Source organism: Pedobacter nanyangensis (genome assembly GCF_003313505.1).
Taxonomy (GTDB): domain Bacteria; phylum Bacteroidota; class Bacteroidia; order Sphingobacteriales; family Sphingobacteriaceae; genus Pedobacter; species Pedobacter nanyangensis.
The window spans coordinates 85,697-111,668 of sequence record NZ_QMHO01000001.1 but is presented as its reverse complement, the minus strand read 5'-3'; the positions used below and the strand labels follow the sequence as shown (position 1 = coordinate 111,668).

Annotated in this window: 21 protein-coding genes and 1 riboswitch; of the genes, 10 read left to right on the top strand and 11 right to left on the bottom strand. The window is 41.8% G+C overall.

The genetic code is table 11. The annotated features are described in order from the left end of the window. The 6 genes from DUT71_RS00485 to DUT71_RS00460 form a co-directional block, all read right to left on the bottom strand. Positions 1 to 681 (bottom strand): class I SAM-dependent methyltransferase, encoded by a 681-nt coding sequence (locus DUT71_RS00485; protein WP_205313808.1) that lies wholly within the window; start codon positions 679 to 681, stop codon positions 1 to 3. Positions 682 to 773: 92 nt separating this feature from the next. Further along, positions 774 to 980, bottom strand: a complete 207-nt coding sequence (locus DUT71_RS00480) for a YtxH domain-containing protein (protein WP_113660597.1) — start codon at positions 978 to 980, stop codon at positions 774 to 776. Positions 981 to 1,290: 310 nt separating this feature from the next. After that, positions 1,291 to 2,061 (bottom strand): succinate dehydrogenase/fumarate reductase iron-sulfur subunit, encoded by a 771-nt coding sequence (locus DUT71_RS00475; protein ID WP_113660596.1) that lies wholly within the window; start codon positions 2,059 to 2,061, stop codon positions 1,291 to 1,293. An 86-nt stretch (positions 2,062 to 2,147) separates the two neighbouring features. Then, complete coding sequence (locus DUT71_RS00470) at positions 2,148 to 4,127, bottom strand: fumarate reductase/succinate dehydrogenase flavoprotein subunit (RefSeq protein WP_113660595.1); 1,980 nt, start codon at positions 4,125 to 4,127, stop codon at positions 2,148 to 2,150. A 31-nt stretch (positions 4,128 to 4,158) separates the two neighbouring features. Next, positions 4,159 to 4,827 carry a succinate dehydrogenase cytochrome b subunit gene (locus DUT71_RS00465; RefSeq protein ID WP_113660594.1) on the bottom strand — a complete coding sequence of 223 codons (669 nt, stop codon included), beginning with the start codon at positions 4,825 to 4,827 and terminating at the stop codon, positions 4,159 to 4,161. A 388-nt stretch (positions 4,828 to 5,215) separates the two neighbouring features. Then, on the bottom strand, positions 5,216 to 5,860 hold the full coding sequence (locus DUT71_RS00460; protein ID WP_205313807.1) for a hypothetical protein: 645 nt from the start codon (positions 5,858 to 5,860) through the stop codon (positions 5,216 to 5,218). Positions 5,861 to 5,980: 120 nt separating this feature from the next. Here DUT71_RS00460 and DUT71_RS00455 point away from each other — a divergent pair, with 120 nt between their 5' ends. From DUT71_RS00455 to DUT71_RS00435, 5 genes are all read left to right on the top strand, one after another. Next, positions 5,981 to 7,225 carry a DEAD/DEAH box helicase gene (locus DUT71_RS00455; protein WP_205313806.1) on the top strand — a complete coding sequence of 415 codons (1,245 nt, stop codon included), beginning with the start codon at positions 5,981 to 5,983 and terminating at the stop codon, positions 7,223 to 7,225. A 250-nt stretch (positions 7,226 to 7,475) separates the two neighbouring features. Further along, positions 7,476 to 8,756, top strand: coding sequence for a replication-associated recombination protein A (locus DUT71_RS00450; RefSeq protein WP_113661062.1), 1,281 nt, complete (start codon positions 7,476 to 7,478; stop codon positions 8,754 to 8,756). A 142-nt stretch (positions 8,757 to 8,898) separates the two neighbouring features. Continuing rightward, a complete protein-coding gene (locus DUT71_RS00445) occupies positions 8,899 to 10,371 on the top strand; it encodes a DUF5687 family protein (RefSeq protein ID WP_113660592.1) in 1,473 nt (490 codons plus the stop codon). 4 nt (positions 10,372 to 10,375) lie between these two features. After that, positions 10,376 to 11,071: an ABC transporter ATP-binding protein gene (locus tag DUT71_RS00440; RefSeq protein ID WP_113660591.1), complete on the top strand. Its 696-nt coding sequence runs from the start codon at positions 10,376 to 10,378 to the stop codon at positions 11,069 to 11,071. Between the two features lie 195 nt (positions 11,072 to 11,266). Continuing rightward, positions 11,267 to 11,947, top strand: coding sequence for an OmpA family protein (locus DUT71_RS00435; RefSeq protein ID WP_113660590.1), 681 nt, complete (start codon positions 11,267 to 11,269; stop codon positions 11,945 to 11,947). Positions 11,948 to 12,001: 54 nt separating this feature from the next. Here DUT71_RS00435 and DUT71_RS00430 read toward each other — a convergent pair whose 3' ends face one another. Beyond that, a complete protein-coding gene (locus tag DUT71_RS00430; RefSeq protein ID WP_113660589.1) occupies positions 12,002 to 12,346 on the bottom strand; it encodes a hypothetical protein in 345 nt (114 codons plus the stop codon). A gap of 164 nt (positions 12,347 to 12,510) precedes the next feature. On the opposite strand from DUT71_RS00430, the gene DUT71_RS00425 reads away from it, so the two are divergent. Together DUT71_RS00425 and hutH are read left to right on the top strand one after the other, a co-directional pair. Continuing rightward, a complete protein-coding gene (locus DUT71_RS00425) occupies positions 12,511 to 13,527 on the top strand; it encodes a Gfo/Idh/MocA family oxidoreductase (protein ID WP_113660588.1) in 1,017 nt (338 codons plus the stop codon). Positions 13,528 to 13,707: 180 nt separating this feature from the next. Then, positions 13,708 to 15,195, top strand: coding sequence for a histidine ammonia-lyase (hutH, locus tag DUT71_RS00420; protein WP_205313804.1), 1,488 nt, complete (start codon positions 13,708 to 13,710; stop codon positions 15,193 to 15,195). Positions 15,196 to 15,279: 84 nt separating this feature from the next. Here hutH and DUT71_RS00415 read toward each other — a convergent pair whose 3' ends face one another. Both DUT71_RS00415 and DUT71_RS00410 read right to left on the bottom strand, forming a co-directional pair. Beyond that, the gene (locus tag DUT71_RS00415; protein WP_113660587.1) at positions 15,280 to 17,586 is read right to left on the bottom strand and encodes a TonB-dependent receptor; all 2,307 of its coding nucleotides are present in this window, start codon (positions 17,584 to 17,586) and stop codon (positions 15,280 to 15,282) included. Positions 17,587 to 17,705: 119 nt separating this feature from the next. Beyond that, a complete protein-coding gene (locus DUT71_RS00410; protein ID WP_113660586.1) occupies positions 17,706 to 18,041 on the bottom strand; it encodes a hypothetical protein in 336 nt (111 codons plus the stop codon). 195 nt (positions 18,042 to 18,236) lie between these two features. On the opposite strand from DUT71_RS00410, the gene hutU reads away from it, so the two are divergent. From hutU to DUT71_RS00395, 3 genes are all read left to right on the top strand, one after another. Continuing rightward, positions 18,237 to 19,877: a urocanate hydratase gene (gene hutU / locus DUT71_RS00405; RefSeq protein WP_113660585.1), complete on the top strand. Its 1,641-nt coding sequence runs from the start codon at positions 18,237 to 18,239 to the stop codon at positions 19,875 to 19,877. A 164-nt stretch (positions 19,878 to 20,041) separates the two neighbouring features. After that, positions 20,042 to 20,106: riboswitch (Fluoride riboswitch) on the top strand. A gap of 35 nt (positions 20,107 to 20,141) precedes the next feature. Beyond that, positions 20,142 to 21,440, top strand: a complete 1,299-nt coding sequence (locus DUT71_RS00400; RefSeq protein ID WP_205313803.1) for a voltage-gated chloride channel family protein — start codon at positions 20,142 to 20,144, stop codon at positions 21,438 to 21,440. Positions 21,441 to 21,496: 56 nt separating this feature from the next. Then, positions 21,497 to 22,126 carry a hypothetical protein gene (locus tag DUT71_RS00395; RefSeq protein WP_113660584.1) on the top strand — a complete coding sequence of 210 codons (630 nt, stop codon included), beginning with the start codon at positions 21,497 to 21,499 and terminating at the stop codon, positions 22,124 to 22,126. Between the two features lie 244 nt (positions 22,127 to 22,370). On the opposite strand, the gene DUT71_RS00390 is transcribed toward DUT71_RS00395, so the two are convergent. Continuing rightward, on the bottom strand, positions 22,371 to 25,163 hold the full coding sequence (locus DUT71_RS00390; protein WP_113660583.1) for an outer membrane beta-barrel protein: 2,793 nt from the start codon (positions 25,161 to 25,163) through the stop codon (positions 22,371 to 22,373). A gap of 143 nt (positions 25,164 to 25,306) precedes the next feature. Beyond that, positions 25,307 to 25,906, bottom strand: a complete 600-nt coding sequence (locus DUT71_RS00385) for a hypothetical protein (protein ID WP_113660582.1) — start codon at positions 25,904 to 25,906, stop codon at positions 25,307 to 25,309. Between the last annotated feature and the right edge of the window lie 66 nt (positions 25,907 to 25,972).

The window sequence follows — 25,972 nt, the reverse complement described above, 5'->3', positions numbered from 1 at the left end:
TTACAAAGTTAATTGCGCCAAATATTGGTCTTGCTCATCCACGTATACAATTTTGCAATTCCAGCCATGCTGTTTACTTAAACGTTGCAGCGTGGTTGGATCAATATAAAGCCAGTTGAACCAATTGCCTTTTTGCTTTCGGTATTCATAGCAAAAGCTAATTTCGCCAAAATACTGATTAAGGGGCATGGGTAGGTCATCGTATAAATAGGAAATATCAGAACTGTCGAAAAGCAATTGCCCCTTTGGAATTAGTATTTGTTTGGCATTTTCTAGGAAATCTTCAAAGCCCTGCAAAGTCCCTGTGAGACCAATGCCATTCATCATGAACAGCAAAGTGTCGTATTTTTCACGTACGGTAAAGATGTTTTGTAACTGAGGATTCTTTACACCTCGATCTTGCATGATTTGCACGGCAATTGGAGAAATATCGATGGCGGTGACGTCGATGTTTTTTTGATCGAGCAGTAGTGCATGACTACCCACCCCAGCGCCAACGTCAAGCACTTTTCCTTTACAGAGGTTTAGGGCTTTAAGCTCTATTTCAGGCATACCGTCTTCATTCCTAAAGAAAACATCTACAGGCATTTCTTCGGGCTCGCCATAGGAATTATGAAGCCATAAAATTTCGGCTTTGCCTGTTTGGTAGTAATCTAAAAGGGCGTTTCCGTAAATATCCATTTCCAAAGATACGGAAATGCAAACGTCATTGCGAGGTACGAATCAACTATCCATTATTAGAGATTGCTTCGTGCCTCGCAATGCCGAGAAATTTATGCTTTCATTTTGTCTGCTTTATCTTTTGCCATTTCGGCGATACCAGCCAGTTTATCTTTCGATTTATCAAAAAGGTCACAAAACCAATCGTTTATTTTATTTTTCATGTCACTATGTTTATCAGACGATAATACCATCGCAACTACGGCCCCTAAAGCTACTCCAGCTAAAACACCGCTCAATATTTTTGTTTGCTTTGTCATAATTAAAAGTCTTTTAATTAAAACGATAGGAGACTGGGATTGTTTGTTGTTTTTTGTTAAAACTTACATTGCACTTCCGGTGCTCTTTAATGGTTCATCATTGTCAACTTGTAATACCATACTGGGTACCGTCATCCCGACCTTGCGGAGAGATCCTTGGAATAGTACTAAATATGCGCAGGATCATTACAAAGTCCAAAGATTTCTCCACTCGCTTTGCTGCGGTTTTAATGACGATAGTGCTATTAAAAACAATAAATCCCCAAGTCTAACTAAAGATTTGGGGATTTATTTATCATGCCAATTGAACTTATATTTCTTCTTCGCTGATAAATTTAGCGTTGAGATAATCTCTGTTCATACGAGCAATGTTCTCTAAAGAAATACCTTTTGGACATTCGGCCTCGCAGGCACCAGTGTTGGTACAGTTACCAAAGCCTTCTTCGTCCATTTGAGCTACCATGCTTTGTACACGACGGTAACGCTCGGGTTGGCCTTGTGGCAATAAAGCCAACTGAGAAACTTTAGCCGAAACGAAAAGCATTGCCGAAGCATTTTTACAAGTAGCCACACAAGCACCGCAACCAATACAGGCAGCAGCTTCAAAAGCCGCATCTGCTTTAGATTTAGGAATTGGCAAGTTGTTCGCATCTTGGGCATTACCAGTGTTTACTGATACGAAACCACCTGCAGCAATTACGCGGTCAAAAGCAGAACGGTCTACCGCTAAATCTTTGATCACTGGAAATGCCTTTGCTCTCCATGGCTCAACTACAATGGTATCACCATCTTTGAATGAACGCATGTGCAATTGGCAAGTGGTTACCAAGTCCTTTGGTCCGTGGGGCTGTCCGTTGATGAACATTGAGCACATCCCGCAGATTCCTTCTCTACAGTCGTGGTCAAATACCACTGGCTCTTCGCCTTTGTTAATTAATTGCTCGTTTAAAACGTCAAACATCTCTAAGAAAGACATGTCTGGAGAAATATCAGAAAGCTTGTAATCAACTAGTTTACCTGCTGATTTGCTATTTTTTTGACGCCAAACTTGTAGCGTTAAATTCATGTTTCCTGTACTCATTTTTTTAAGTATTCAGTATCGAGTAACAAGTATCAGGTATCAAGATTTTGATTCAAGTCTTGATACTTGATACTCACTTCTTGCTACTATTTGTAATTCCTTTGTGCAACTTTAATGTTCTCGTAGTTCAATTCTTCTTTGTGCAGCTCGAATTGACTTTCACCTTTGTATTCCCAAGCGGCTACGTATGAGAAGTTTTCGTCATCACGCTTTGCTTCGCCTTCTTCGGTTTGGTGTTCCTCTCTAAAGTGTCCGCCGCAGCTTTCTTCTCTGTTAAGGGCATCAATACACATCAATTCTCCAAGTTCTAAGAAATCGGCAACGCGGTGCGCTTTTTCTAATTCAGGGTTAAATTCATCAGCAGAGCCAGGCACTTTAACATCAGTCCAAAATTCCTTACGCAGATCCTGAATTTCTTTGATTGCTTGGGTTAAGCCTTCTCGGTTACGGGCCATACCACATTTTTCCCACATAATGTGGCCTAATCTTTTGTGGAAATGGTCTACAGATTTAGTTCCATTAATGCTTAGGAATTTATCGATAGTTGCTTTTACATTATTCTCTGCTTCCACAAACGCGGGGTGGTCTGTAGGAATTGGTTTGGTCGCAATCTCTTTTGATAAGTAAGCGCCAATGGTGTAAGGCAATACGAAATAACCATCTGCCAAACCTTGCATCAATGCCGAAGCACCTAAACGGTTAGCACCATGATCAGAGAAGTTCGCCTCACCTGTGCAATATAAGCCTGGTATAGTGGTCATTAAGTCATAATCTACCCAGATACCGCCCATGGTATAGTGAACCGCAGGATAGATACGCATTGGTGTTTCGTAAGGGTTTTCACCGGTAATCTGCGCATACATGTCGAACAAGTTCCCGTATTTTTCTTTGATCACTGCAGTACCTAAGCGCATGCAGGTTTCCTTATCAGGATTATGGTTGCCAGCTTTTGAAGCTTCGATACGACCATAACGCTCTGTATTTGCTTTAAAATCTAAGTAAACGGCTAGTTTAGAAGCGCCTACGCCATAACCAGCATCGCAACGCTCTTTAGCGGCACGGGAAGCTACGTCGCGAGGGACCAAGTTGCCAAAAGCAGGGTAGCGGCGCTCTAAATAATAATCTCTTTCGTCTTCTGGAATATCCGAAGGTTTACGTGGATCATCTTTCTTTTTAGGCACCCAGATACGGCCATCGTTACGCAACGACTCCGACATCAAGGTTAATTTTGATTGATGGTCTCCAGAAACTGGAATACAAGTAGGATGGATCTGCGTATAGCAAGGGTTTCCGAAGAAAGCACCCTTTTTGTGCACTTTCCAAGCTGCGGTAACGTTGCTTCCCATCGCATTGGTTGATAAGTAAAATACGTTTCCGTAGCCACCAGTGCCTAAAACCACCGCATGGCCGAAGTGACGCCCCAACTCCCCTGTAATCAGGTTACGGGCAATGATACCACGAGCTTTACCATCAATAATTACCACATCGAGCATTTCGTGGCGGGTGTACATTTGTACTTTGCCCATGCCTACCTGACGCTCTAAAGCTGAGTAAGCACCTAACAATAACTGTTGACCAGTTTGCCCAGCAGCATAAAAAGTACGTTGTACCTGTGTACCACCAAAAGAACGGTTATCTAACAAACCGCCATATTCACGAGCCAAGGGAACTCCCTGGGCCACACATTGGTCAATAATGTTTGCACTTACTTCTGCCAAACGATGTACGTTGGCCTCGCGTGCCCTATAGTCACCACCTTTAATGGTGTCGTAAAACAAACGATAAGTACTATCCCCGTCATTTTGATAGTTTTTTGCGGCGTTGATACCACCTTGAGCCGCAATAGAGTGGGCCCTACGAGGTGAATCCTGGAAGCAAAAACATTTTACTTTGTAGCCCATTTCGGCCAGGGTAGCCGCTGCAGATGCACCTGCTAAACCAGAACCCACTACAATAATTTCCAAACTTCTTTTGTTGGCTGGGTTAACCAAGGGTACAGAAGATTTATATTTAGTCCACTTTTGGGTCAATTCGCCCGCAGGGATATTTGAATTTAATTTCGACATTTACTTAATCCTTTTAATTAAACGTTTCGGTTTAGCCAATCCAACCTAGGTAAATAGATATTGGCATTAGCGCAAAAATGATAGGCACAATAATGGAAAACCATATACCTACCGTTTTTACCACTGGAGTCCATTTTTTGTGGTTCCAGCCCATGGTTTGAAAAGCCGATTGGAAACCGTGCAATAAGTGATAGCCTAATGAAATCACACCTAGAACATAAATAATCACTACCCAAAGCTCTTGGAAAATCATCACAATGTTTTGGAAAGTATTGTGCTCTTGGTGCGTGTAAACAGCCACTTTAGTAGGCCACCAAAAGTGATAAAGGTGCAATACTAAGAACATCAAGATTAAGGTGCCCAGTAAACCCATGCTGCGAGAATACCATGTGCTGTTGGCAGATGCTTTATTGTAGGCGTACTTTTGTGGCCTTGCAGCGTTGTTCTGCGAGGTCAAAATAATGGCCTGTACAATGTGAAGGATAATTCCTACGAATAATCCAACTTCCATGATGCGGATAACAATGTTGTGCCCCATAAAGTCGGCCGCCACATTGAAGGTTTCTCCACTGTCATTTAAAAAAATCAGCGCATTTATAGATACGTGAACAATAAGGAACGAAATCAAGAAAAGACCCGTTAGCCCCATTACAAACTTTTTACCTATAGACGACGTAAAAGCTTTACTTAAACTACTCATTAGATTGTTTATTTATAATTCTAGTGTGCAAATCTATCTAAAATATGAAAACTTATTGGGAATAAAACTTACAAAAAAACGACAAAACGACAATTTAGAAACGTTCTAATTAAAATGCTGTTTTGGCAACGTTTGCACTTGTAGTTTAAGGAGTTAAAATTGGAAATGTACGCTGTTTTTCCTTGGCTTCTGTAGTCCTGCTGTACGCTGCTATCTTTTTGCTTTTTTCGTCACTGCTAGGAACGAAGCAAGCTTAAGCAAAAAGGATATCCGCTGCCATCAGGTTTAATTAACCAAAAACAGTGCAATGAAACTTGGTATCCTTTGCAAAGCACGTCTTTTCTTTGCGCTAAAATTTAGCTGCAAATAAATATGCTTTGTAATCTTGCTATTTAAAATTATCCTTAAATAGTTCTTCTATCTGTAATATGGCTTGCCGGCCCTTTTTGCCAGGGCATACCTTGTTGTAGAAATCAGGTGCATAAAAGGAAAGGTGTTTGATCTCTTTTTTACTGATTAGAAATAAGCTTATTCCGCCGCCATCGTAAATCTGATTTACTTCGCCTTTCTCATTTGGGGGACACCCCCAGCCTTCAACGCTATCATCATTAATGGTCCACGGACTTAAGCGTTGTAATCTCCCCCAAAAAGCCTTAATGGTTGTGTTATCGGTATATAAAGCATTAAAATATTTGTTGATACCAACACTATATATCTCTTTATACTCCGCTTTTAGATCTATGGGGTTAATTTTTGAAAGCGTGTCACGTACAGACTTTGGCATTCTTGCCCGCCTGTCGTCAAATTTATATCTGTAACGGGTAATGGTGTCGTTCTTTTTGCTGATGACCCAATATTCTGGCAAAGTCATCCAATTGCTTTCGTACTTAAAAATCAAAGTGCTGTCGGCATTTTTTTGTAAAAAAAGATGTAAGGGTTTGATCTCATTTTTTTGTCCCATGCAATTGGAATAACCCAGTACAAAAACAAAAAGAGAAATTAGAAATATGTTGGTGTTTAAAAACCTCTTCATTAGTGTAAAAATACCCTTTTTAGATTAATAAATAAGGTTTTGTATCAAGAAACCCAGCGTTGGTTTGCTTTTCCCTCTATTTAACGATACTTTTATCCTAATTATATTATTAGATATCAATTGGATTTTAAAGAATTTGGATTTAACACTGAGCTTTTAGAAGGCTTACTGGCAATGGGTTTTAAAAATGCAACGCCCATACAGCAACAGGCCATCCCTATCATTAGCGAAAACAAAGATTTGATTGCTTGTGCACAAACAGGAACAGGGAAAACAGGCGCTTATTTGTTGCCTTTAATGAACCTTTTGACCCAAAAGCACGAGCGACATAACAACGTTTTGATTTTAGCGCCAACTCGTGAGCTGGCCCAACAAATAGATGTACAGGTAGAAGCGCTTTCGTATTTCACCAACATTAGTTCGTTAACGGTTTATGGTGGTGGCGATGGTGTGGCCTATGATCAGCAAAAGAGATCGATGCGTGAAGGCGTAGACATTATTATTGCTACGCCGGGTAGACTTATTTCACATTTGGCTTCAGGGACATTAAAAATGGACAAACTGGAGCATTTGGTGCTGGATGAGGCAGACCGTATGTTGGACATGGGTTTTTATGACGACATCATGAAAATTGTTGGGTACCTGCCCAAAGAGCGCCAAACGGTCATGTTTTCGGCTACCATGCCGCCTAAAATCAGAAAGCTCGCAAACAATCTATTACAGCAGCCCGAGCAAATTAACATTTCGATTTCTAAACCTGCTGAGGGCATTAACCAACAAGTATATTTAATTCACGATGAGCAGAAAATAGGTTTGCTTACAGAGATCCTAAAATCTGCAAATTATAATCGGATTATCGTATTTGCGGGGCGTAAGGAAAAAGTGAAGGAGTTGGGCAAGGTGTTTAGAAAGTTGGGACTTAAGGCCGAGGCTTTTCATAGTGATTTGGAACAGAAGGAACGGGAAGCCATCATGTTGGATTTTAAAAACAGCAAACTTAACGTATTAATAGGTACCGATGTGCTGAGCCGAGGAATAGATGTGACGGGAATTGATTTGGTGATTAACTACGATGCACCGCAGGACCCCGAAGATTATATCCACCGTATTGGTCGTACCGCCAGAGCAGCAACCACAGGAACGGCCATTACCTTGGTTAATGGAAAAGATAAACGTCGCTTAGCCAATATTGAAAAGCTAATTGAACGTCCTATCGATAGAATTCCATTGCCCGAACATTTAGGCGAGGCACCAAAAGAGCAGCCTGAAGGAGAGAAGAAACCCTATAAAAATAAGAAGAAAAAGTTTTTTAAGAAAAAGCCTAAAGGTGGTGAGCCACAGGCTGCGCCGGCAAAAGCTGAATAAGGGGGCTGCAAAGTTGTATCATATACTTTAAGATTGCTTCGCAAAGCTCGCAATGACGTTGTTCGTAGTTCCCGTCTTTGCGAGGAGGAACGACGAAGCAATCTCTAAATTATTTTAAATGACTCCTCTTTTAGTTAATTTGGAGAAACACGCTTAAATTATAAGAGATTAGTATGGTAACATCTTGACAAGATTTTATACTTATTGACTTTAAAGAATCATTTGTGCATCTGTGGCCAAAAAAAACATTATGCAAAACCTAGTACCATTAGCCGAAAGATTACGACCCAAAAGCCTTGACGAATATGTAGGACAGAAGCATTTGGTGGGCGAAGGAGCGGTACTGCGCAAAGCCATCGAAAGCGGTCGTATTCCATCCATGATTTTTTGGGGACCGCCAGGAGTAGGAAAAACCACCTTGGCCACCATTATCTCCCAAAACCTGGACCGCCCCTTTTTTGCATTAAGTGCCATTAATTCGGGGGTAAAAGATGTAAGGGAAGTGATAGACAAAGCAGCTGCCATGAAAGGTGGTTTTATGGGCATGCCCGTACTGTTTATCGATGAAATCCACCGGTTTAGCAAATCGCAACAGGATAGTTTGTTAGGGGCCGTAGAGCGTGGATTGGTTACGTTGATAGGCGCCACTACCGAAAACCCAAGCTTCGAAGTCATCTCAGCTTTGCTATCCCGATGCCAGGTTTATATCCTCCAAAACTTAACCGAAGAGGAGCTGGTTGGCCTGTTGGATACAGCCATCACTAAAGATGAAGTTTTATCGAAGAAAAAAGTAAAGATCAAAGAGCACGAAGCGCTCATCCGTTTAAGTGGTGGCGACGCCCGGAAATTATTGAATGTGCTGGAGATTGCCATTAACGGGATTGGCGGCGATAAAGTGGAGCTTACCAATGAAAACGTGTTGGCCCATGCGCAACAAAACCTGGCCCTGTATGACAAAGCTGGGGAACAACATTACGACATCATCTCGGCCTTCATCAAATCTATCAGAGGAAGTGACCCCAATGCTGCCGTTTACTGGTTGGCCAGGATGATCGAGGGGGGCGAAGATCCATTATTTATCGCCCGTAGGCTGGTGATCCTAGCCTCTGAGGATATCGGAAACGCCAATCCAAACGCCTTGCTATTGGCCAATAACTGTTTTCAGGCCGTCAATGTCATCGGTTTTCCCGAAAGCAGGATTATCCTCTCGCAATGTGTAACCTACATGGCCTCATCCGTAAAGAGCAATGCTTCGTATATGGCCATTAATCACGCTCAGGCATTGGTGAAAGAAACCGGTGATTTGCCAGTGCCCTTACATTTGCGTAACGCCCCAACCAAGCTCATGAAAAACATTGGTTATGGAGCCGATTATAAATACTCACATGCCTATGAGTGTAATTTTGAAGCCCAGGAATATTTGCCGGAAAAATTAAGTGGCACTAAGCTTTACGATCCTGGTAAAAACCCCGCCGAAGAAAAACTACGAGAAAAACTGAAACAAAACTGGAAGAATAAATACAATTATTAATCTATCCCAATTGTTTGATGAAAACTGATTACACACGAAGAATACGATTCGGAAAAGAAAAAGATACTAGCAATCATGAAATATCAATTGGTTTGGCTTTAGTGCCGCAAATTGTCAAAGAAATCATCAAATTTTAAACGAAATGATATCAATATTTTTATCACATCAATGGAAATCATTTTGGCGTAGCCGAAATAAAGCAGGAAGCATTGCCGCTCAAATAGTACTGGGCTTTTTCATGCTTTATTTTTTAGTCGTAGCTATCGGAATTGGCTTTTGGATGAGCACACTCATCGAAAAATTTATGCCAGGCATTAATCCCACGGTTATTTTTAACGGACTGATCCTATATTATTTCCTTTTCGACCTGGTAATTAGGATACAAATGCAGGAGCTTCCTACCCTAAGCATTGTACCTTATCTGCATTTAAATATCTCCAGAAAAACCATCGTCAACTTTTTAAACATAAAGTCGCTGTTTTCGATTTTTAACATATTGCCCTGGTTTATTTTCTTCCCGTTCGTGATCCTTAATATCATGACCATACAAGGCGCTTTGGTGGGTACCGCCTATCTACTGTCTATTTTAGCACTTGTCTTTTTTAATAACTACCTAGTGCTTTACCTCAAGCGCAAGGCAATTAACAATGTGGCTATTTTTGGTGTGGGCATGCTGCTGATTTTGGGTTTGGCCGGCTTAGATTACTATCAGCTCATTTCCATTAGAGATTTTTCTAATCTAATCTTCCAATCTGTGGCCAAATATCCTTACCTGTCTTTGGCTTTTGTAGCAGCTGCTGTGGCTATTTTTAGCGTTAATTCTATTTTTTTAAGAAACAACCTATATACCGAGGAGCTGAGCTCAAAAGATGATAAAAAAGTTAGTACAGACTATCCGTTTTTAAATAGTTTTGGCAAAGTTGGCGAATTGGCGGCCTTGGAACTTAAACTTATTTTAAGACATAAAAGATCAAGGACATCTATCATTATGGGGCTCTTGTTTTTGGCCTATGGTTTCTTGTTTTACAAAGATAAACTATTGGCTACAGACCAGTTTGGTGCCATGTTATTTGCCGCTATTTTCATGACAGGCATTTCCATTGTAACCTATGGGCAATTTATGTTTGCTTGGCAAAGCGCCCATTTTGATGGGCTGCTAGTCAACAAAATCAATTTCAGGGATTTTATTAAGGCCAAGTTTTTGCTGTTTACCATCAGTTGTACCATTATCACCATTCTGTCTAGCTTTTATGGCTTTATAAGTTATAAACTGTTGCTTTTGCATTTGGCTGCCTACCTTTATAATATTGGATTTGGCACAGTAATCGTGCTGTTTTTTGCCACCAATAACTACAAACGGTTAGACATTACGCAAAGCGCCAGCTTTAATTGGCAGGGCGTTGGTGCCACACAGTGGATTTTAGGGCTTCCCTTCTTTTTGGTGCCGATATTTTTATACGTGCCATTTGGAATGATGAACAAACCTTACTGGGGGTTGTTGGCCATTGGCCTGTTTGGTTTAATTGCCCTTTTACTCAGAAATTATTGGATTGATCTTATTGTAAAGAGATTTGAAAAACAGCGTTATAAAATAGCCGAAGGCTTTAGAGAATAAAACTATGATTGAAGTTAGGAATTTATTAAAAACCTATGGTGGTAGAACCGTAGTAGATATTCAAAATTTAAATATTAGGGCAGGCGAAACGATCGGTTTGGTAGGGAACAATGGCGCTGGGAAAACTACTTTCTTCAGGATGCTTTTGGATCTGATACGTGCCGATGGAGGCGAGATCCTTTCAAAAGACATTAATGTGGCCAAAAGCGCCCAATGGAAAGATTATACAGCTTCCTATCTTGATGAAGGTTTCCTGATCGATTACCTCACGCCAGAAGAGTACTTTACCTTTATTGGAAGCTTGCATGGCTTAAGCATTGCTCACGTTGCCGATTATCTGAAACAATATGAGGAGTTCTTTAACGGCGAAATATTAAATCGGGGCAAGTATATAAGAGATTTTTCGAAGGGTAACCAAAATAAGGTGGGCATAGCCGCAGCGCTGATGCAAAAACCTGAGCTGTTAATCTTAGATGAGCCTTTTGCCAACTTGGACCCTACTACACAAATCAGGCTTAAGTCCCTGATCAAGCACCTTAATACTACCCAGCGCTTAACCACTTTTATCTCGAGCCACGATTTGAACCACGTAACGGACGTATGTAATAGGATCATTTTACTAGAGAAAGGTAAGGTCATTAAAGATTTCCATACCGATGAGAATTCTTTAAAGGAACTGGAAGCCTATTTTGGGGAATAACTTGTCCATGTAACGAGTTTGTTGTATAAAATTTTGGTCAATGCCCAAGCGGGAAGGAGGCCGTATGATCTTCTTATTTATTTGTAAATCAGTGATTGTTAACAAGAAAAGCCGAATAATTTACACAAATATGTTAAATTGGCATTACCTTTGAACATGAAAACAGACAACATTAGAAAATAAACAACATAAAAAATGATGACTACAAAATTTAAGACAGCAACTGTCGCTATAGCTTTATCGGTAGGTGCTATGATTTTTCAAAGCTGCGATAGCCTAAACAATACTCAAAAAGGTGCGGGTATTGGTGCGGCAGCTGGAGGTGTAATTGGTGCTTTAATTGGAAAAAAAGCGGGTAACACAGCTGTAGGTGCGGTAATAGGCGCTGCTGTTGGCGGTACTGCAGGGGGTTTTATCGGAAAAAGAATGGATAAGCAGGCGGCCGAAATTAAACAAGCAATTCCAGGGGCAGAAGTAATTCGCGAAGGTGAGGGAATTATCGTAAGATTTGATAGCGGTATCCTTTTCGATTTCAATAAAACTGAATTGAAAGATGCAGCCAAAACCAATATCCAATCATTGGCAGCATCATTAAACCAATATCCAGGAACCGATGTAAAAGTGATTGGCCACACCGATAACGTAGGTACAGCGGCTGTAAACCAAACTGTTTCAGAAAAAAGAGCTGCAGCGGTTAAAACCTATGCGGTTTCTCAAGGTGTTCCGGCTTCACGTTTGGTAACAGAGGGCAAAGGTTTTAACGAGCCAATTGCTGATAATAATACAGAAGCTGGCCGTGCTGCTAACCGTAGGGTAGAAATTGTGATTGTTGCTAACGAACAATTGAAAAAAGAAGCTGCTGAAAAAGCTGGATAAGCTTAGGCTACATCTTCAAAAAAATCCCCCAGCGATTAATCGCTGGGGGATTTTTTATTCGTAAATATCTGCAAAGTAGTTGATGGCTAGAGATTTCAGGAGCATTTCCTGTTCTAGTCCAACGTAGGGCGGAATTTGCTTTACCAGTTTCCAATGTGGCCAGCCATCTTGGTCAAGCCCCTCTAGTTCGTAAAATCCCATTTCGCTTAACAAGCGGCAGGTAGCAATGTGCATCAACTCTTCCTTTTGCCTCTTGCTAAATTTTCCCGGTCCTTTTCCCAATTCCTGTACGCCGATCAAAAATAGTATTACCTTTAAATCTGGTATTTCCGAGTCAAAATCCTGCGCAATCTTTTCTTGCAGTTCTTTCCATTTGATATTGATTTCGGATGGTTTCATGATGCAAATATAGCGTTAACCTTACTTAGATGATTGTTTTTTGAAAATATACTTTGTTTGCGCAAGCCCAGATACAACACTTAAAGCGTGGAAATAGGACGGTTAATGCATTCATAGCCTTCATTTTTGAGCGATATGTCTATCAAATTTTTAGTTTTGTAGTTATGGGATCAAAAATAAATGTGGGCTTAATGGCCTATGGAATGTCGGGCAAGGTATTTCACGCCCCCTTTATTGATTTGCACGAAGGCTTCAATTTTATGGCCGTAACCGAGCGCAGTAAAAAACAGGCCGCTCAAGATTACCCCGGCGTGGCCAGTTATGATAGTATTGAACAACTGATTGCTGATGATACGATTGACCTGGTAATTATCAATACCCCTAATTACACCCATTATCATTACGCAAAAAAATGCCTGTTGGCGGGCAAGCATATTTTGGTTGAAAAACCTTTTACGGCAACGGTTGCCCAGGCCAATGAACTTTTCGCTTTGGCTAAGGAGGTTGGAAAGCATGCCCTGGTTTATCAAAACAGAAGATTTGATAGCGGATTTAAAATCACCAAGGAGATTATTGAAAGCGGGAAATTGGGCAAGCTCACCGAGGTGCATTTCCGTTTTGATCGTTATCGTAATGAAATTGGACCGAAAGGATTTAAGGAAGACCCCAGTTTTGAAGCCAGTGGGCTGTCTTACGATTTAGGCCCACATCTGATAGACCAGGCAATCGCTTTATTTGGCAAACCAGAGAAATTTTACAAAATTTTGGCCAGCAATCGTGAAAACAGTAAGGTAGATGACTATTTCTTTATTCACCTGGCCTATCCCAATCAGTTAAATGTGTATTTAACCGCTACCTTGTTGGCCGCTGATATTCCGCCGGCATTTGTGGTTAATGGCGCTTTAGGCGCTTTTTCCAAAAACCACGGCGATGTACAGGAAGCACAACTTTTAAAAGGGATGAAACCTACCGATGACGGCTATGGTTTGGAAATTGCGGAGGATGCTGGTAAACTTACCTTGGTAAATAGTGGTGGCGGTAGAGAGGTTTCTTTGCTCACTTCTCCATTAGGGAATTATGGCGAGTTATTCGAAGCCGTTTATCAAACCATTGCCAATGATCAACCATACCCCATCAGCCCAGAAGATATTATTGCCCAACTGGAGATTTTGGAAAGCTAAGTTTGTAGGGCTTTAACAACTAACCAACATTCATACCGCCGCAGCGTTAATTTTTTTGGAAAGATCAACCAAACCACAACATTTAACCTCACTGGGCCGTGCTTCAGGTTGAAATGACATTTTTATTTGCATCAATTCCTTGCAATTATTTATACTTTTGGGCAACCAAATGAAATCGATATGATCAAATACGAAATAGGCAGCGGCGTCCTAAGCTTGGCCATTTTGCAGGAAATTATACAATCTGGGAAAAGCATTGTGCTAGCTGCGGAAGCTACGGCCCGAATTATTAAATGCAGGAATTATCTGGATGAGAAATTACGCCAAACGGAAGCACCCATCTATGGGATTAATACAGGTTTTGGGTACCTGCAAAATGTTAAGGTAGAAGCAGATAAACTCACACAGCTTCAACACAACCTCCTGTTGTCACACGCTTGTGGTACGGGGCAGGAAGTGCCTAAACCTATTGTTAAGCTAATGCTACTGTTAAAAATACAGTCGCTAAGCTACGGGCATTCTGCCGTTGCCTTAGAAACCGTACATCGCCTAATAGATTTTTACAACCAAAACATCTTACCGGTAGTTTATACCCAAGGTTCATTGGGTGCCTCTGGTGATTTGGCGCCGCTGGCGCATTTATCAATCCCGTTAATTGGCGAGGGCGAGGTTTGGTATAAAGAGGAGAAGATCCAAACCTCGCAATTGTACCAGCAACTGGGTTGGCAAGCCTTAACCCTACAAAGCAAGGAAGGTTTGGCGCTGATAAACGGTACACAATTTATGAGTGCCTATGGCGTGTATGTACTTTTGCAGTCCAAACGTTTGCTGGATTGGGCCGACGCCATTGCGGCAACCGCTATAGACGCATTTGATTGCCGTATTGATCCTTTTTTAAGCCTCAGTCATTTGATTAGGCCGCATCAGGGGCAGTTGCAAACTGCCGAAAATGTGAGGAATTGGCTGGATGGAAGCGAACTGATTGCTCAAACGGGCAAGCAAACACAAGATCCTTATTCATTCCGTTGCGTGCCACAGGTGCACGGCGCAAGTAAAGATAGTGTAGCTTACATCCAATCCGTTTTTGAGACAGAAATTAATGCCGTTACCGATAATCCAAATGTATTCCCCGACGAAGATCTGATTATTTCGGCAGGGAACTTCCATGGACAACCATTGGCGCTTACGCTAGATTTTCTTTGTATGGCATTGGCCGAAATCGGGTCTATTTCAGAGCGAAGAACTTTTCAACTGATTTCGGGCAGCCGAGGGTTGCCGCCTTTCCTGGTAAAGCAAGCGGGGCTAAACTCCGGTCTTATGATAACTCAATATACGGCGGCTTCCATTGCCAGCGAAAACAAACAGTTATGTACACCGGCATCGGTGGATAGTATTGTAAGCAGCAATGGCCAGGAAGATCATGTGAGCATGGGCGCCAATGCGGCAACCAAATGTTTACGTGTGGTACAAAACGTGGAACGTATTTTAGCCATTGAACTTATTACCGCCACACAGGCCCTGGAGTTGCGTAGGCCATTAAAGTCATCTCCAAAAATTGAAAACTTATGGAAAGATTTTAGAACCGTGGTAAGCTTTAACGAAGCGGATAGGTTGTTGGCAACGGATATTGAAAGGAGCGTGGCCTTTATTAAGGCCAATCAGGTATAGTTTAGAAGTATCCACCATCCAATTGTAGGCGTGGTGGATACTTCTGAATTTCTAAAGTTGCGGCAATGCTTGGTAAATTACAAATTACAAAGGCACACTCAGCCCAAAACTTACGTTACGTCCGGGATTGTAAATGCCCGCCAGTTTATATCTGCTTAAATGATTATAATAAAGTTTGTTGGTTAAATTTTGTCCGGTAACCCAAACATTAAGTTTCCCCCTTTTGGTTTTAAAAGAAGTACCTATGCCGGCATCTAACAAGGTGTAGCCATCGGTTTCGGTTTCAAAGGCATCAATTCTATCCTGTTTAAATACATTAGTTAAACCAACTTTAATAAAACTGTCGTTTAAGCCTTTTAGGTTAGGCTCAAAACGGATTTCATTGTTTAAGCTTGCTGCTGGTATAAAAGGCAATGGCGAGTTGGTAGCTTTATTGGTTCCTTTCACGTAAGCGAAAGTGTTTTCAAAGTGTAGGGCTTTTACCAAGTGGAAATCTACCGAAGCTTCGCCACCAATTAAACTGGCATTGGTTTGCAGGAAACGGTAAACAGGTAATGTTTCGGTATTGCCCTCATGATCGGTATTTACAATGGTTTCGTTATTGAGGTTGCTCAAATAAATGTAATCGTAAATTTTATTGCTGTAGGCATTTAACCCCAAGGTGATATTTTCGGCGTCATAGGTTAGTCCCAAATCAAATTGCAAGCTGGTTTCCTGTTTCAGGTTGCTGTTGCCAATTTCATATCTGAAAGTGCCTTCGTGCTTCCCATTGGCTCCCAATTCTGCAATATTGGGCGCTCTAAATCCAGAGCCTATATTTCCTTTTAGGTTAAGATTTTTGGCAATATCAAAGGCAAAGCCCAATGAGCCGGTAAAGTTGGAGAAACTATTGTTGAATGCCGTAAATACTTGGTCTTCATGGTCGTCGTGTGTTTCGAACAAATCTTTGCCATCAATTTTTTTGTAGTCGTAACGTATCCCGGCGTTAATGGCGCCGTTGCTGAAATTGCGTTTCAAATAAGCAAATGCGCCAATGTTGTTGCTGTTATAATCGGGCACTAAAAATTCTTCGCCACTGTTTTTGTTGGTTTGATACATGCCCTGCACGCCCACTGTAGGCTCCCATTTACCATCATTAGCAAAAGAATACTTGACATCGTAAGTATAGGAGTTGAGGCCTAGGTTCAGTCCGGGTTCATCTTTAGTTTCTTCAAATTCCTTGCGGATATTGCGTTGGAAAGCCAAGGTAGATTTTAACTGGCCACCGCCAAGCAGGATATTGCTATTTAGCGCTGCACGATAATGGTTGATGTTTTGATAGGGCAAGTTTAGTGATCTGGTACGGGCATCGCTTTTGCTGATCACGTTACCATCTTCATCAAGATAATTTCCATCTTCATTAGGGCCTTCTTCTACTAAACCAATATTGGTGGCAAATCTAGAAAGACTTAAATGCGTGTAGCCCCAAGCTTTGTTAAGCCCCAACATGGCACTGGTATTGATTTCATTGAAGCCTGCATTTGGAACTACATGACCTTTGTAGCCAAAACCATAGGCGTTTTTATAAGAAACCCTGCCGCGGTATACAAAGCCCCTGGTGTTGCCCTGTGCCATAATGGAAGAAGCCGTTAAGCCGCCGTTAGTATTGTAATTGGTGGTGAAACTGCCATTAAACTCTCCCTCTGCAGGAACAAGATCATCGATGATGTTGATTACACCTCCCAAGGCATCAGAACCGTACAGTAAACTGGCCGGGCCCTTCAATACTTCAATACGGGCTGCGGCAAATTGGTCAACTTGCACGCCATGCTCATCACCCCATTGCTGTCCTTCCTCTCTGGCGCCATCAACCATGGTTAGTACGCGGTTATAGCCTAAACCTCTAATGGTTGGTTTAGAGATAGCACCGCCAGTGGTTACCTGCGCAACCCCAGGTATTTTGGCAATTGCATCTACCAGGTTAGTTGCGGCAGATTGGGCCAGCTTATCGCGGCCTACTATTACCACCGCTAAGCTATTGGTCTTGTTGTTAGCACTAAAAGGAGTACCGGTAATCACAACTTCGGCGCTTTCAATTACCGATGGGGCTAGCGCAAAGACAATCTCCTCTTGGGAAGATAAATCAATTACTTTAGAAGAAGTTTTATAGCCCAAATAGCGCACCTCCAATAAAAACTTGCCTTTTGAGGGGATGTTGTTAAATATAAATTCGCCGTTGCCATTAGTGCTTGTTGAGGCTTTTAAATCAGAAATGTATAATGTGGCGCCAGCCAAAGGTGTTTGGGTACTGGCATCTATAACCCTTCCCTTGATGCTGGCAAATGTGCTGGCCATCGCATTAATTGATAATAATAGGGCAATAATAGTTACTAATAAAGGTAACCTTTTCATAAAAAAAACAATAAATCAGGATGGATCTCCACCCTTTTAGTGTAATAAATAGATCATTAAAGCCATTTTTGCTCATGGCCATCAAGGCGATGAATAAATGGCATGCGAAATAGGTAGGTTTATGAAAAAGCAGGCGGTCCGCGTAGGCACGAAGCAATGATTTCGGTAAAGGCTCCAGCTACCGAAGGGATGGGTATTTCAAGGAAATTACTTTTTAGGTAAACGATATAGCTATGGAAAGCTGTAGTGAAGTTTTTCTCAAAATGAGCCTTGCAAATCAAGCAAGTTTCTGTGGAGGTTTTTACGTGTACGGTATGTGTACAATGTTTTTCCTTTACAACGGTGCTTTCTTCATGATGATGCAGGGCGCCCCACGGGGTAACAGCTAATGCAAATACGCCCAACATGAGCGCAGCAAAAAACTGTTTCAGGAAATGACGTTTCTTTGCCTGCATTGTGTTGCGAAGTTAAGTAAATAATAAATAATGTAGTTTTGAAGAAATGTAACATTATTCTTCGTGTTGTGAGTTTGACATTTGGCAAACCAAAATACAGGCACTAACATGGTAAAAATATCTTCATGTTAAATGTTAAACTGTTTAAAGTGACTACATTTGAAGCACATAGTTTTCAAATATAAAACCAAATATATGAACCTGAAAATAAGCCAAACACCTCATGGAAGCACCTTAAACTGCAAAGGATGGGTACAGGAAGCGGCATTACGAATGTTGTTGAACAACCTTGATCCGGCGGTAGCCGAAAAACCCGAAGATTTAATTGTATATGGAGGCCGGGGCAAGGCCGCCCGAAATATGGCAGCACTTGAACTGATCGTCAAGGCATTGAAAAATTTAGAAGAAGACGAAACCTTGTTAGTCCAATCTGGAAAGCCCGTGGCTGTTTTGCCAACACATAAAGACGCCCCCAGGGTGCTGATCTCTAATTCGCAATTGGTGCCCAAATGGGCTACGCAGCAGCATTTTGACGAATTGGAAGATCGGGGTTTGATGATGTACGGTCAGATGACTGCCGGATCGTGGATTTACATCGGTTCGCAAGGAATTGTGCAAGGCACCTACGAAACATACGCAGCACTGGCCAAAAAGCACTTTAACAGCAACCTAAAAGGAAAATTAAATGTGACTGCTGGCTTGGGCGGAATGGGCGGTGCCCAACCTTTGGCCATTACCATGAACCAAGGAGTTTGCTTGGCCGCCGAAGTAGAGGAATGGCGTATCCAAAAACGTTTGGAAACCCGATATATTGACGAGATTGCCTATGATATTGACGAAGCGATTGATAAAGCATTGCAATATAAGGATCAACAGAAAGCAATTTCTATTGGAGTGGTGTGTAATGCCGTGGAATTGCTACAGCGTTTGATAGACAGAAATGTTGTTCCTGATACCTTAACCGACCAAACCTCGGCGCATGACCCGCTGATTGGTTATTTCCCACAAGGGTTAACCGTTGAAGAAGCTGCGGATTTGCGTAAGAATAACCCTGATGAATACGTGAGACAGAGTTATGCGACCATGGCCAAGCACGTTCAGCAAATGCTGGAATTACAAAAGCGAGGCGCAATTACTTTTGATTATGGCAATAATTTAAGAGGCCGGGCACTGGAAGTAGGCGTTAAAAATGCTTTTGATTTTCCCGGTTTCGTGCCAGCTTATATTCGTCCGTTGTTTTGCGAGGGCAAAGGCCCTTTCCGTTGGGCAGCATTAAGCGGCGATCCCCAAGATATCTATGAAACGGATAAATTGATTTTGGAACTGTTTCCCGAAAATGAGAGCCTGAAACAGTGGATTACCATGGCGCAGGAACGCATAGCCTTTCAAGGTTTGCCGGCACGTATTTGCTGGTTGGGGCAAGGGGAGCGTGAAAAAGCCGGCCTAGCTTTTAACCGTTTGGTGGCCGAAGGGAAAGTAAAAGCACCTATTGTAATTGGTCGCGACCATTTGGATACAGGTTCTGTAGCATCTCCAAACCGGGAAACCGAAGCGATGCTGGACGGTTCAGACGCGGTGGCAGACTGGCCGATCTTAAATGCGCTTGTTAATACCGCAGGCGGTGCCAGCTGGGTATCGCTGCATCATGGCGGTGGTGTGGGCATTGGATATTCCATTCATGCAGGGATGGTTATTGTGGCCGATGGTACCGACGATGCCGCAAAGCGATTGAAAAGAGTATTGCACAATGACCCTGCAATGGGCGTAATTAGGCACGCCGATGCAGGTTACGATATTGCCAAGGATACGTTAAGGAAACATAGATTAGGCTTGTAGCTTTTTGCCTCAGATGTATGGGCGATATTTATTGAGGTAATTTCCGATGGCCGTTTATGAATGGGGACCAAGCCCAATACGCTACGAAATAGAATGACAACGGATCATCTAACCAAAGATTTAAATTTCATTACCTGTGCATCTGTGGCTAATTTTTACTTACTTTGTGTGAAGGAAATGGTGTCTTCCTGTTAAACCGCCCTAAAAAGCTGATGGCGCCTGGTTAAAAATGTATTTACATTGATCAGGAAAAGTATGTCATTAATGAAACGAAAATCTTTTGGAGCAAAGCTTACACTAACTTTTAAGTTATTGATTACAAGGCACCCGGCAATTCCCTATTTGTTCAAATGGATTTTGGTTAGCCTCTTGCTCGGAGCGTTGGTAGGAACTGCATCTGCTATTTTCTTGCAGTCGCTGGAGTGGGCTACTCAAACAAGGGAGCGGCATTTATGGCTGATTGGCTTTTTGCCCATTGCGGGTTTGCTCATTGGTTTGCTGTACCACTACTATGGAAAAGATATCGCTTCTGGGAATAATTTGTTGATTGATACCATTCATCGGCCAGCACAAAAAATTCCTTTCCGAATGACGGTGTTTATTTACCTGGGAACTATTGCCACGCATTTGTTTGGAGGTTCGGCAGGTAGAGAAGGAACAGCTTTACAAATGGCAGGCGGAATTGCAGATCAGCTCACTAAACCTTTGAGATTGCCCGTAGAAGATCGAAGGACATTGATCATCGCTGCAATAGCTGCTGGTTTTGGATCAGTATTTGGAACGCCTTTGGCGGGAGCTATTTTTGCCATGGAATTTTTCCTCACTGGCAAATTGAGATATAATGCCATTTTTCCAGCTTTTGCAGCGTCGATATTGGCCAGCGAGGTTACCCACTTGTGGCAGGTCAAACATACGGTTTATGCCATAGCTACAGTTCCTGATGTTTCTTTTTTAAATTTGGGCTACGCCGTGTTAGCGGGAATTGTTTTTGGAATATGTGCCGCTATATTTAGTAAAAGTTTACGCTATGTTGGCGGAATATTTAGGTCTAAAATTAAGTATCCACCACTCAGGCCATTTGTGGGCGGGTTGATTTTGATCTTGTGTGTACTAGCTTTAGGAAGCACCAAATATATTGGTTTGGGCATTCCAAGCATTGTGCAATCATTTGAGCAACCCTTGCCTGCCGATGCTTTTGCAATTAAACTTGCGCTAACGGTAATTACCTTGGCTGCAGGCTTTAAAGGGGGCGAGGTTACGCCCCTGTTTTTTATTGGCGCCGCCCTAGGGAGCGCAATGGCCATGGTGTTGCCGCTGCCTGTGGCACTTTTGGCCGGGATGGGCTTTGTTGCCGTTTTTGCAGGCGCAACCAATACGCCCCTGGCCTGCTCGGTAATGGCAATGGAGTTGTTTGGAAGCTCCTGTGGAATTTACGCTGCCGTTGCCTGTATCGTTTCGTACCTGCTATCAGGCCATACGGGCATTTACGAAAAACAAGTGATCGGTGAAGCCAAACATCAACGTTTTTCAAATGATGTGGATAAATGGATTGGCGATCTATAGAAAATCCTGATGAATAGGTATATTTTCATTTATAAAATATCTGTATATTCGGACCCATGCAAAACCACAACTTCGACGTAGATATCGTCATTCCTTCATCAAAACAAAAAGTAAAGATTACTGCCGAGGCTATTGAGGTAAATCAAACCCGCATTGCCTGTAACGACGTTGCGGCGGTTAAATACGGGGTGTCACTTATTGGTCCCGTAAAAAAGCCCATCAAGAAAAAATACGTGATTGATGTGAAAAGCAAGGATGGTAGAACCGTAGGCATTCAGTTTGAAAGTAGCAAGGTTGAAGAACTTTTGGAAGAAGACCATACCTACTATTATGTGATGTCTGGATTATGGCAATATGTGAAAAAGCATTTGGTGAATGATTTTATTGAAAAGTTGAACAATCAGGAGAAATTAGAGGTAGGTGCCGCAAAGTTCAACTACCAGGGGTTTGAAATGCAGTATAAAACTTGGTTTTTAGGCAAAACAAAAACTACCGTGGTAGGATGGAGCCAAATCAAATATTTTTTGGATAAAGGTGTTTTGCATGTCCAGGATATGTACGATAGAAAGAAAAATATCAATGTGAGCTTGCATGACGATTGGAACGCCGTAGTGTTGAATACTTTGCTCCACTATCTTTCGCAAGAACACAGAAAAGAGAAACTTGAAAAAGGAGAGAAGATTTAATAGGAAGCCCCGCTAAATTTAGCAGGGCTTTTTTATGCGATATGAACAAGCTTTTGTAACATAAACCTGATGGGAGGGGATATCCTTTTTGTTGCACTGGCTGGGTAAAAGGTATTTGCGATCACAAAAAGATAGCAGCGTACAGCAGGACTGGCGGCACCGATGAAAGTAGGCGCTTGTTTTTCCAAGTCCTAAAAAGCAAAGACCGCATCCGCGGTCTTTTTACTTTTAATTTAACTATTAACTAGAACCTAAACATGGTTTCTTTACCGCCAACTTTGCCACCAAAGTTTTGGATGTTGTAGGTGAGGGTAAAGAGTCCGTGCCTGCCAATATTGTTCACACGTAAATCTCTGGCAGTATTTTCGTTGATATAGACATATCGTCGATTATTGGTGTTTAAAATGTCGTTGTAGCTGCATTTCAACTGCAATCGGTCGTTTTTTAAGAACAGAAAGGTCACGGCGGCATTCCAAAAGGCCATTTTGGTGTCAATTCCTGAAACGGATTGGGCGTTGTACTGCCAACGGTAGTTGGTTTCCCAAACTACTTTTTTGGGCCAACGGATAATCAGTTCCGTATCACTGTTGTGGTTGTAATAGTTTAGGTTGTTAAAAAACGGGTCTTTATAATAACTTTTGTTAAAGCCGAAGCTATAGGTTTCGCCCAGCTCAAATTTATCGTTCAAATTAATTCTTCCGCCAACTCTGGGTCCACCATTTATTAGTTTGCTTTCGCTTTTCACGGCGTTAACAATTACGTAGCTTTTATTGTAGTTTCCCCAGTAACCGGCACTAATGGTGAATTGTCTTTTTGGGCCTTTAAAATCTTTGGAAATATTGCCATTGCTGTGGAACTGCCATATACCATCCTGGTTAACTGGGGTGGTAACTTGTTTTCCGGGCTCACTGGAGTTTTCGTCAAAAAATATCCTGTCCATAATTATCCCGTCGTTTTGTACACTGCCGCCCAAATAAATGTTGTAACTAAGGGTTCTTTGGGTGTCGTATTTATACATGTTCAGGTTAACCTGATGTGTTCTGGAGGGCCTTAGGTTGGGATTTCCGTTTTGTTCGAAAAGGTTGTTGGTATTGTTTGGCACTGGCTGCAGGTAGCGGACATCGGCTTCCCTGAACGAAGGTGAGTAGCTTAAATTAAGGCTTTTGTACCTCACAATTAGCTGAGGGGCAAAAAAAGTAAAGTGCTGCCCAAAATTTGGATGTTTTGTGAATTTGTTCTCCAGATCGATGGTGTTAAAAACAAAGCCTGGCTGTATGCTAAAATCTTTATTTATTTTCCAGCGCAAGCTGAGCCTGTTATTCGTTTTAAATCCACTTTGTGTTACCGTTTCTGTGAAATTGGGCACGGCAATATCATAGGCTTGGTCTGGTGAGTTGCGCACAAAAGTGGCAAGTACATTTTCATTGTCTATGTAGTTGCTTGATGAGGCAATATTTAAAGTTAAGGATTTGCTGATCGGCTCGCTATAATTGGCGTTTAAGCTAAGGTTAAAATTGTTGATGTCGTTGTCTCTCCATTGGTCAAATGAAACGATGGAATTTGGATCGTAAAAATTACTAACAATCAGGTTGTAATTGTCGCTAAGGTTTGTTCTCTGGGAAACGTTCACTGAGATGTTCAGAGAGCGGCCTACTTTTTTAAAGTCTTTCCATAAACTGGCGGAAAGGCCATAGTCCGTATTTCTTCCGGTTAATCGAGAGGCATTTTTACCGTCGTTCATCAAAACCCTGTTCGTATTAAAGTTGTAGGTGGTTAAGTTGCCGGTGTTTTTGGGAAGGCCTATAGATACGGCGGGTTCTACGGTGAGTTTGGTAAGGCTGTCTAATTTGGCCTCTATTCTTGCTCCAATATTATGGCTGTAGTTTCTGTTTTTTTGCGAGGAGAGGGATTGTGTATAGAAGAAGTTGTTCCCCAGGTTTTGCGCAATATCTGTAGACTGTTCATTGAAAGTATTGGAATAGCCCAAAAAATATTTGGCGTTAATTTTAGTGCCTTTTTTGGTGAGGGTGTTAAAATTGGCACCACCTCCGGAGGAAGTTTGTACCCCGCCGTTCATGGCACCGCCGAAAGAAATGCCGTTAAGTGAAAAGCCGCCGTCGGAGTTGATCATGGTTGAATTTACACCTGATCTGGAGAAACCTCCAATGCGCATTACGTCGCCAATGCTGAAACCAGGTTTATTGGCATTGTTGCTGTAGCCTAAAATACTAACCTGGGTGGTGTCTCTAAAGAAATTCATGATCCCGCCGGCTTCGTACAGCTCTTTGGGGCCGGCGCCTGCATAAAGCTTTCCAAATGCGCCGCTTTTGATGGCTTTTTTAAGCTTTAAATTGATGATTTGGGGAACATTGCCCGCCACAATATCGGGATCTCTGCGCTTTGCCTCAGGGTCATCCGTTAATTGAACCTTGTCGATAATATTGGCGGGAAGATTTTTGGTCGCAATTTGTTGATCGCCGCCGAAGAACTCTTTGCCGTCTACCAGTATCTTACTTACTGGTTTGCCATTTACCATAATTCCGCCATCGCCGTCTATAGAAACACCCGGCAATTTCTTCAGCAGATCTTCGACCACTGCACTGGGCAGTGTTTTAAAAGACTCGGCATTAAATTCAATAGTATCTTTCCTAACCACAATGGGAGGCCTTTCTGATTGGATAACTACCTCGTTGAGGTTATTGGTTTTTTCGGTAAGGTAAATATTGCCCAAGTTTAAGTTAGGCTGGGCTGCCGTTAAGGTTACTTCGTGACGGTGAATATTGTACATCCACGCATTGATGACCAAACGGTATCTGGTCCCAATATCGAGATTGCTGATTTTGAAAACTCCTTTGTCGTCGGAAAGTTTGTAGGAATGCAATACCGTATCAGCACCTTTAAAGATGGAAATGGTGGCGAAGTTAAGCGTAGTTTTTTTATTTAAACTATCTAGTAAGGTGCCCGTTACACTTCCTTTTTGTGCAAAGGATAAGCAAAAACTAAAAATAAGCGTAAATAATAGTATGGTTTTCTTCATTTGTTGAGGTTTAGTCAGTAGACGCGGCAAAAAGCATAATGTTGCATCAAACTAATAACTTAGTTTTTAAATTGGCCGTTTATCCCAATTTAATACTGACCCTCAAACAATTGTACGCTGAAAAAAAATATACTATAAATGTGTTAAAGCAATATTTTGCTGCTTACCTCTTTGTCGATGGTGATGTAACCTGGATATTTGACCAATCCGCCCGCAACTTTTATTGATGGTCTGATTTTTAAGGTCACCAATCCCTTTTTCTCAGATCCGTTGGTAGCGCCGCCAATGAAAGTGCCTATATCGTTCAGCATTTTGTTGTCTGTTAAAAATTGGTAGATATTGGCATTTACTTGTACGGGAACTTGGGTGGTTTGTCCTGCACCAATATTTACGCTTTGATTAACAGAGCCATTGAAAACTTCTTGACGGTTGATCAGAACGATATAATCGAAATCATTGATGGCTGCCAAATTATTGCTTGGATTGCTAATTTCGAGATTAAGCTTTGCTCTTAAGGGAATATCTTTTCTGAGCATACCCAATGCAATGCCTGGAATGCTAAGTGTATTGACAGATTTGCCGTCTATTAGCTTTCTGATATCAGTGCCTGCAATGGTAATGTCGGTAGCGTCGGTAATACGGTAGTCGCATTTTTCGAGCGCTTTAATTTGTTGAGCCTGTTTGTTGATGCCACATGATCCCATGCTTAGGATGATCAGACCAGCTAAAAATAAATTTTTCATCTACGTGTAGTTTAAAATAGCCATAGCTGCATTGATGTTTTTAATAGATCTTGTTTAACTCCCGTT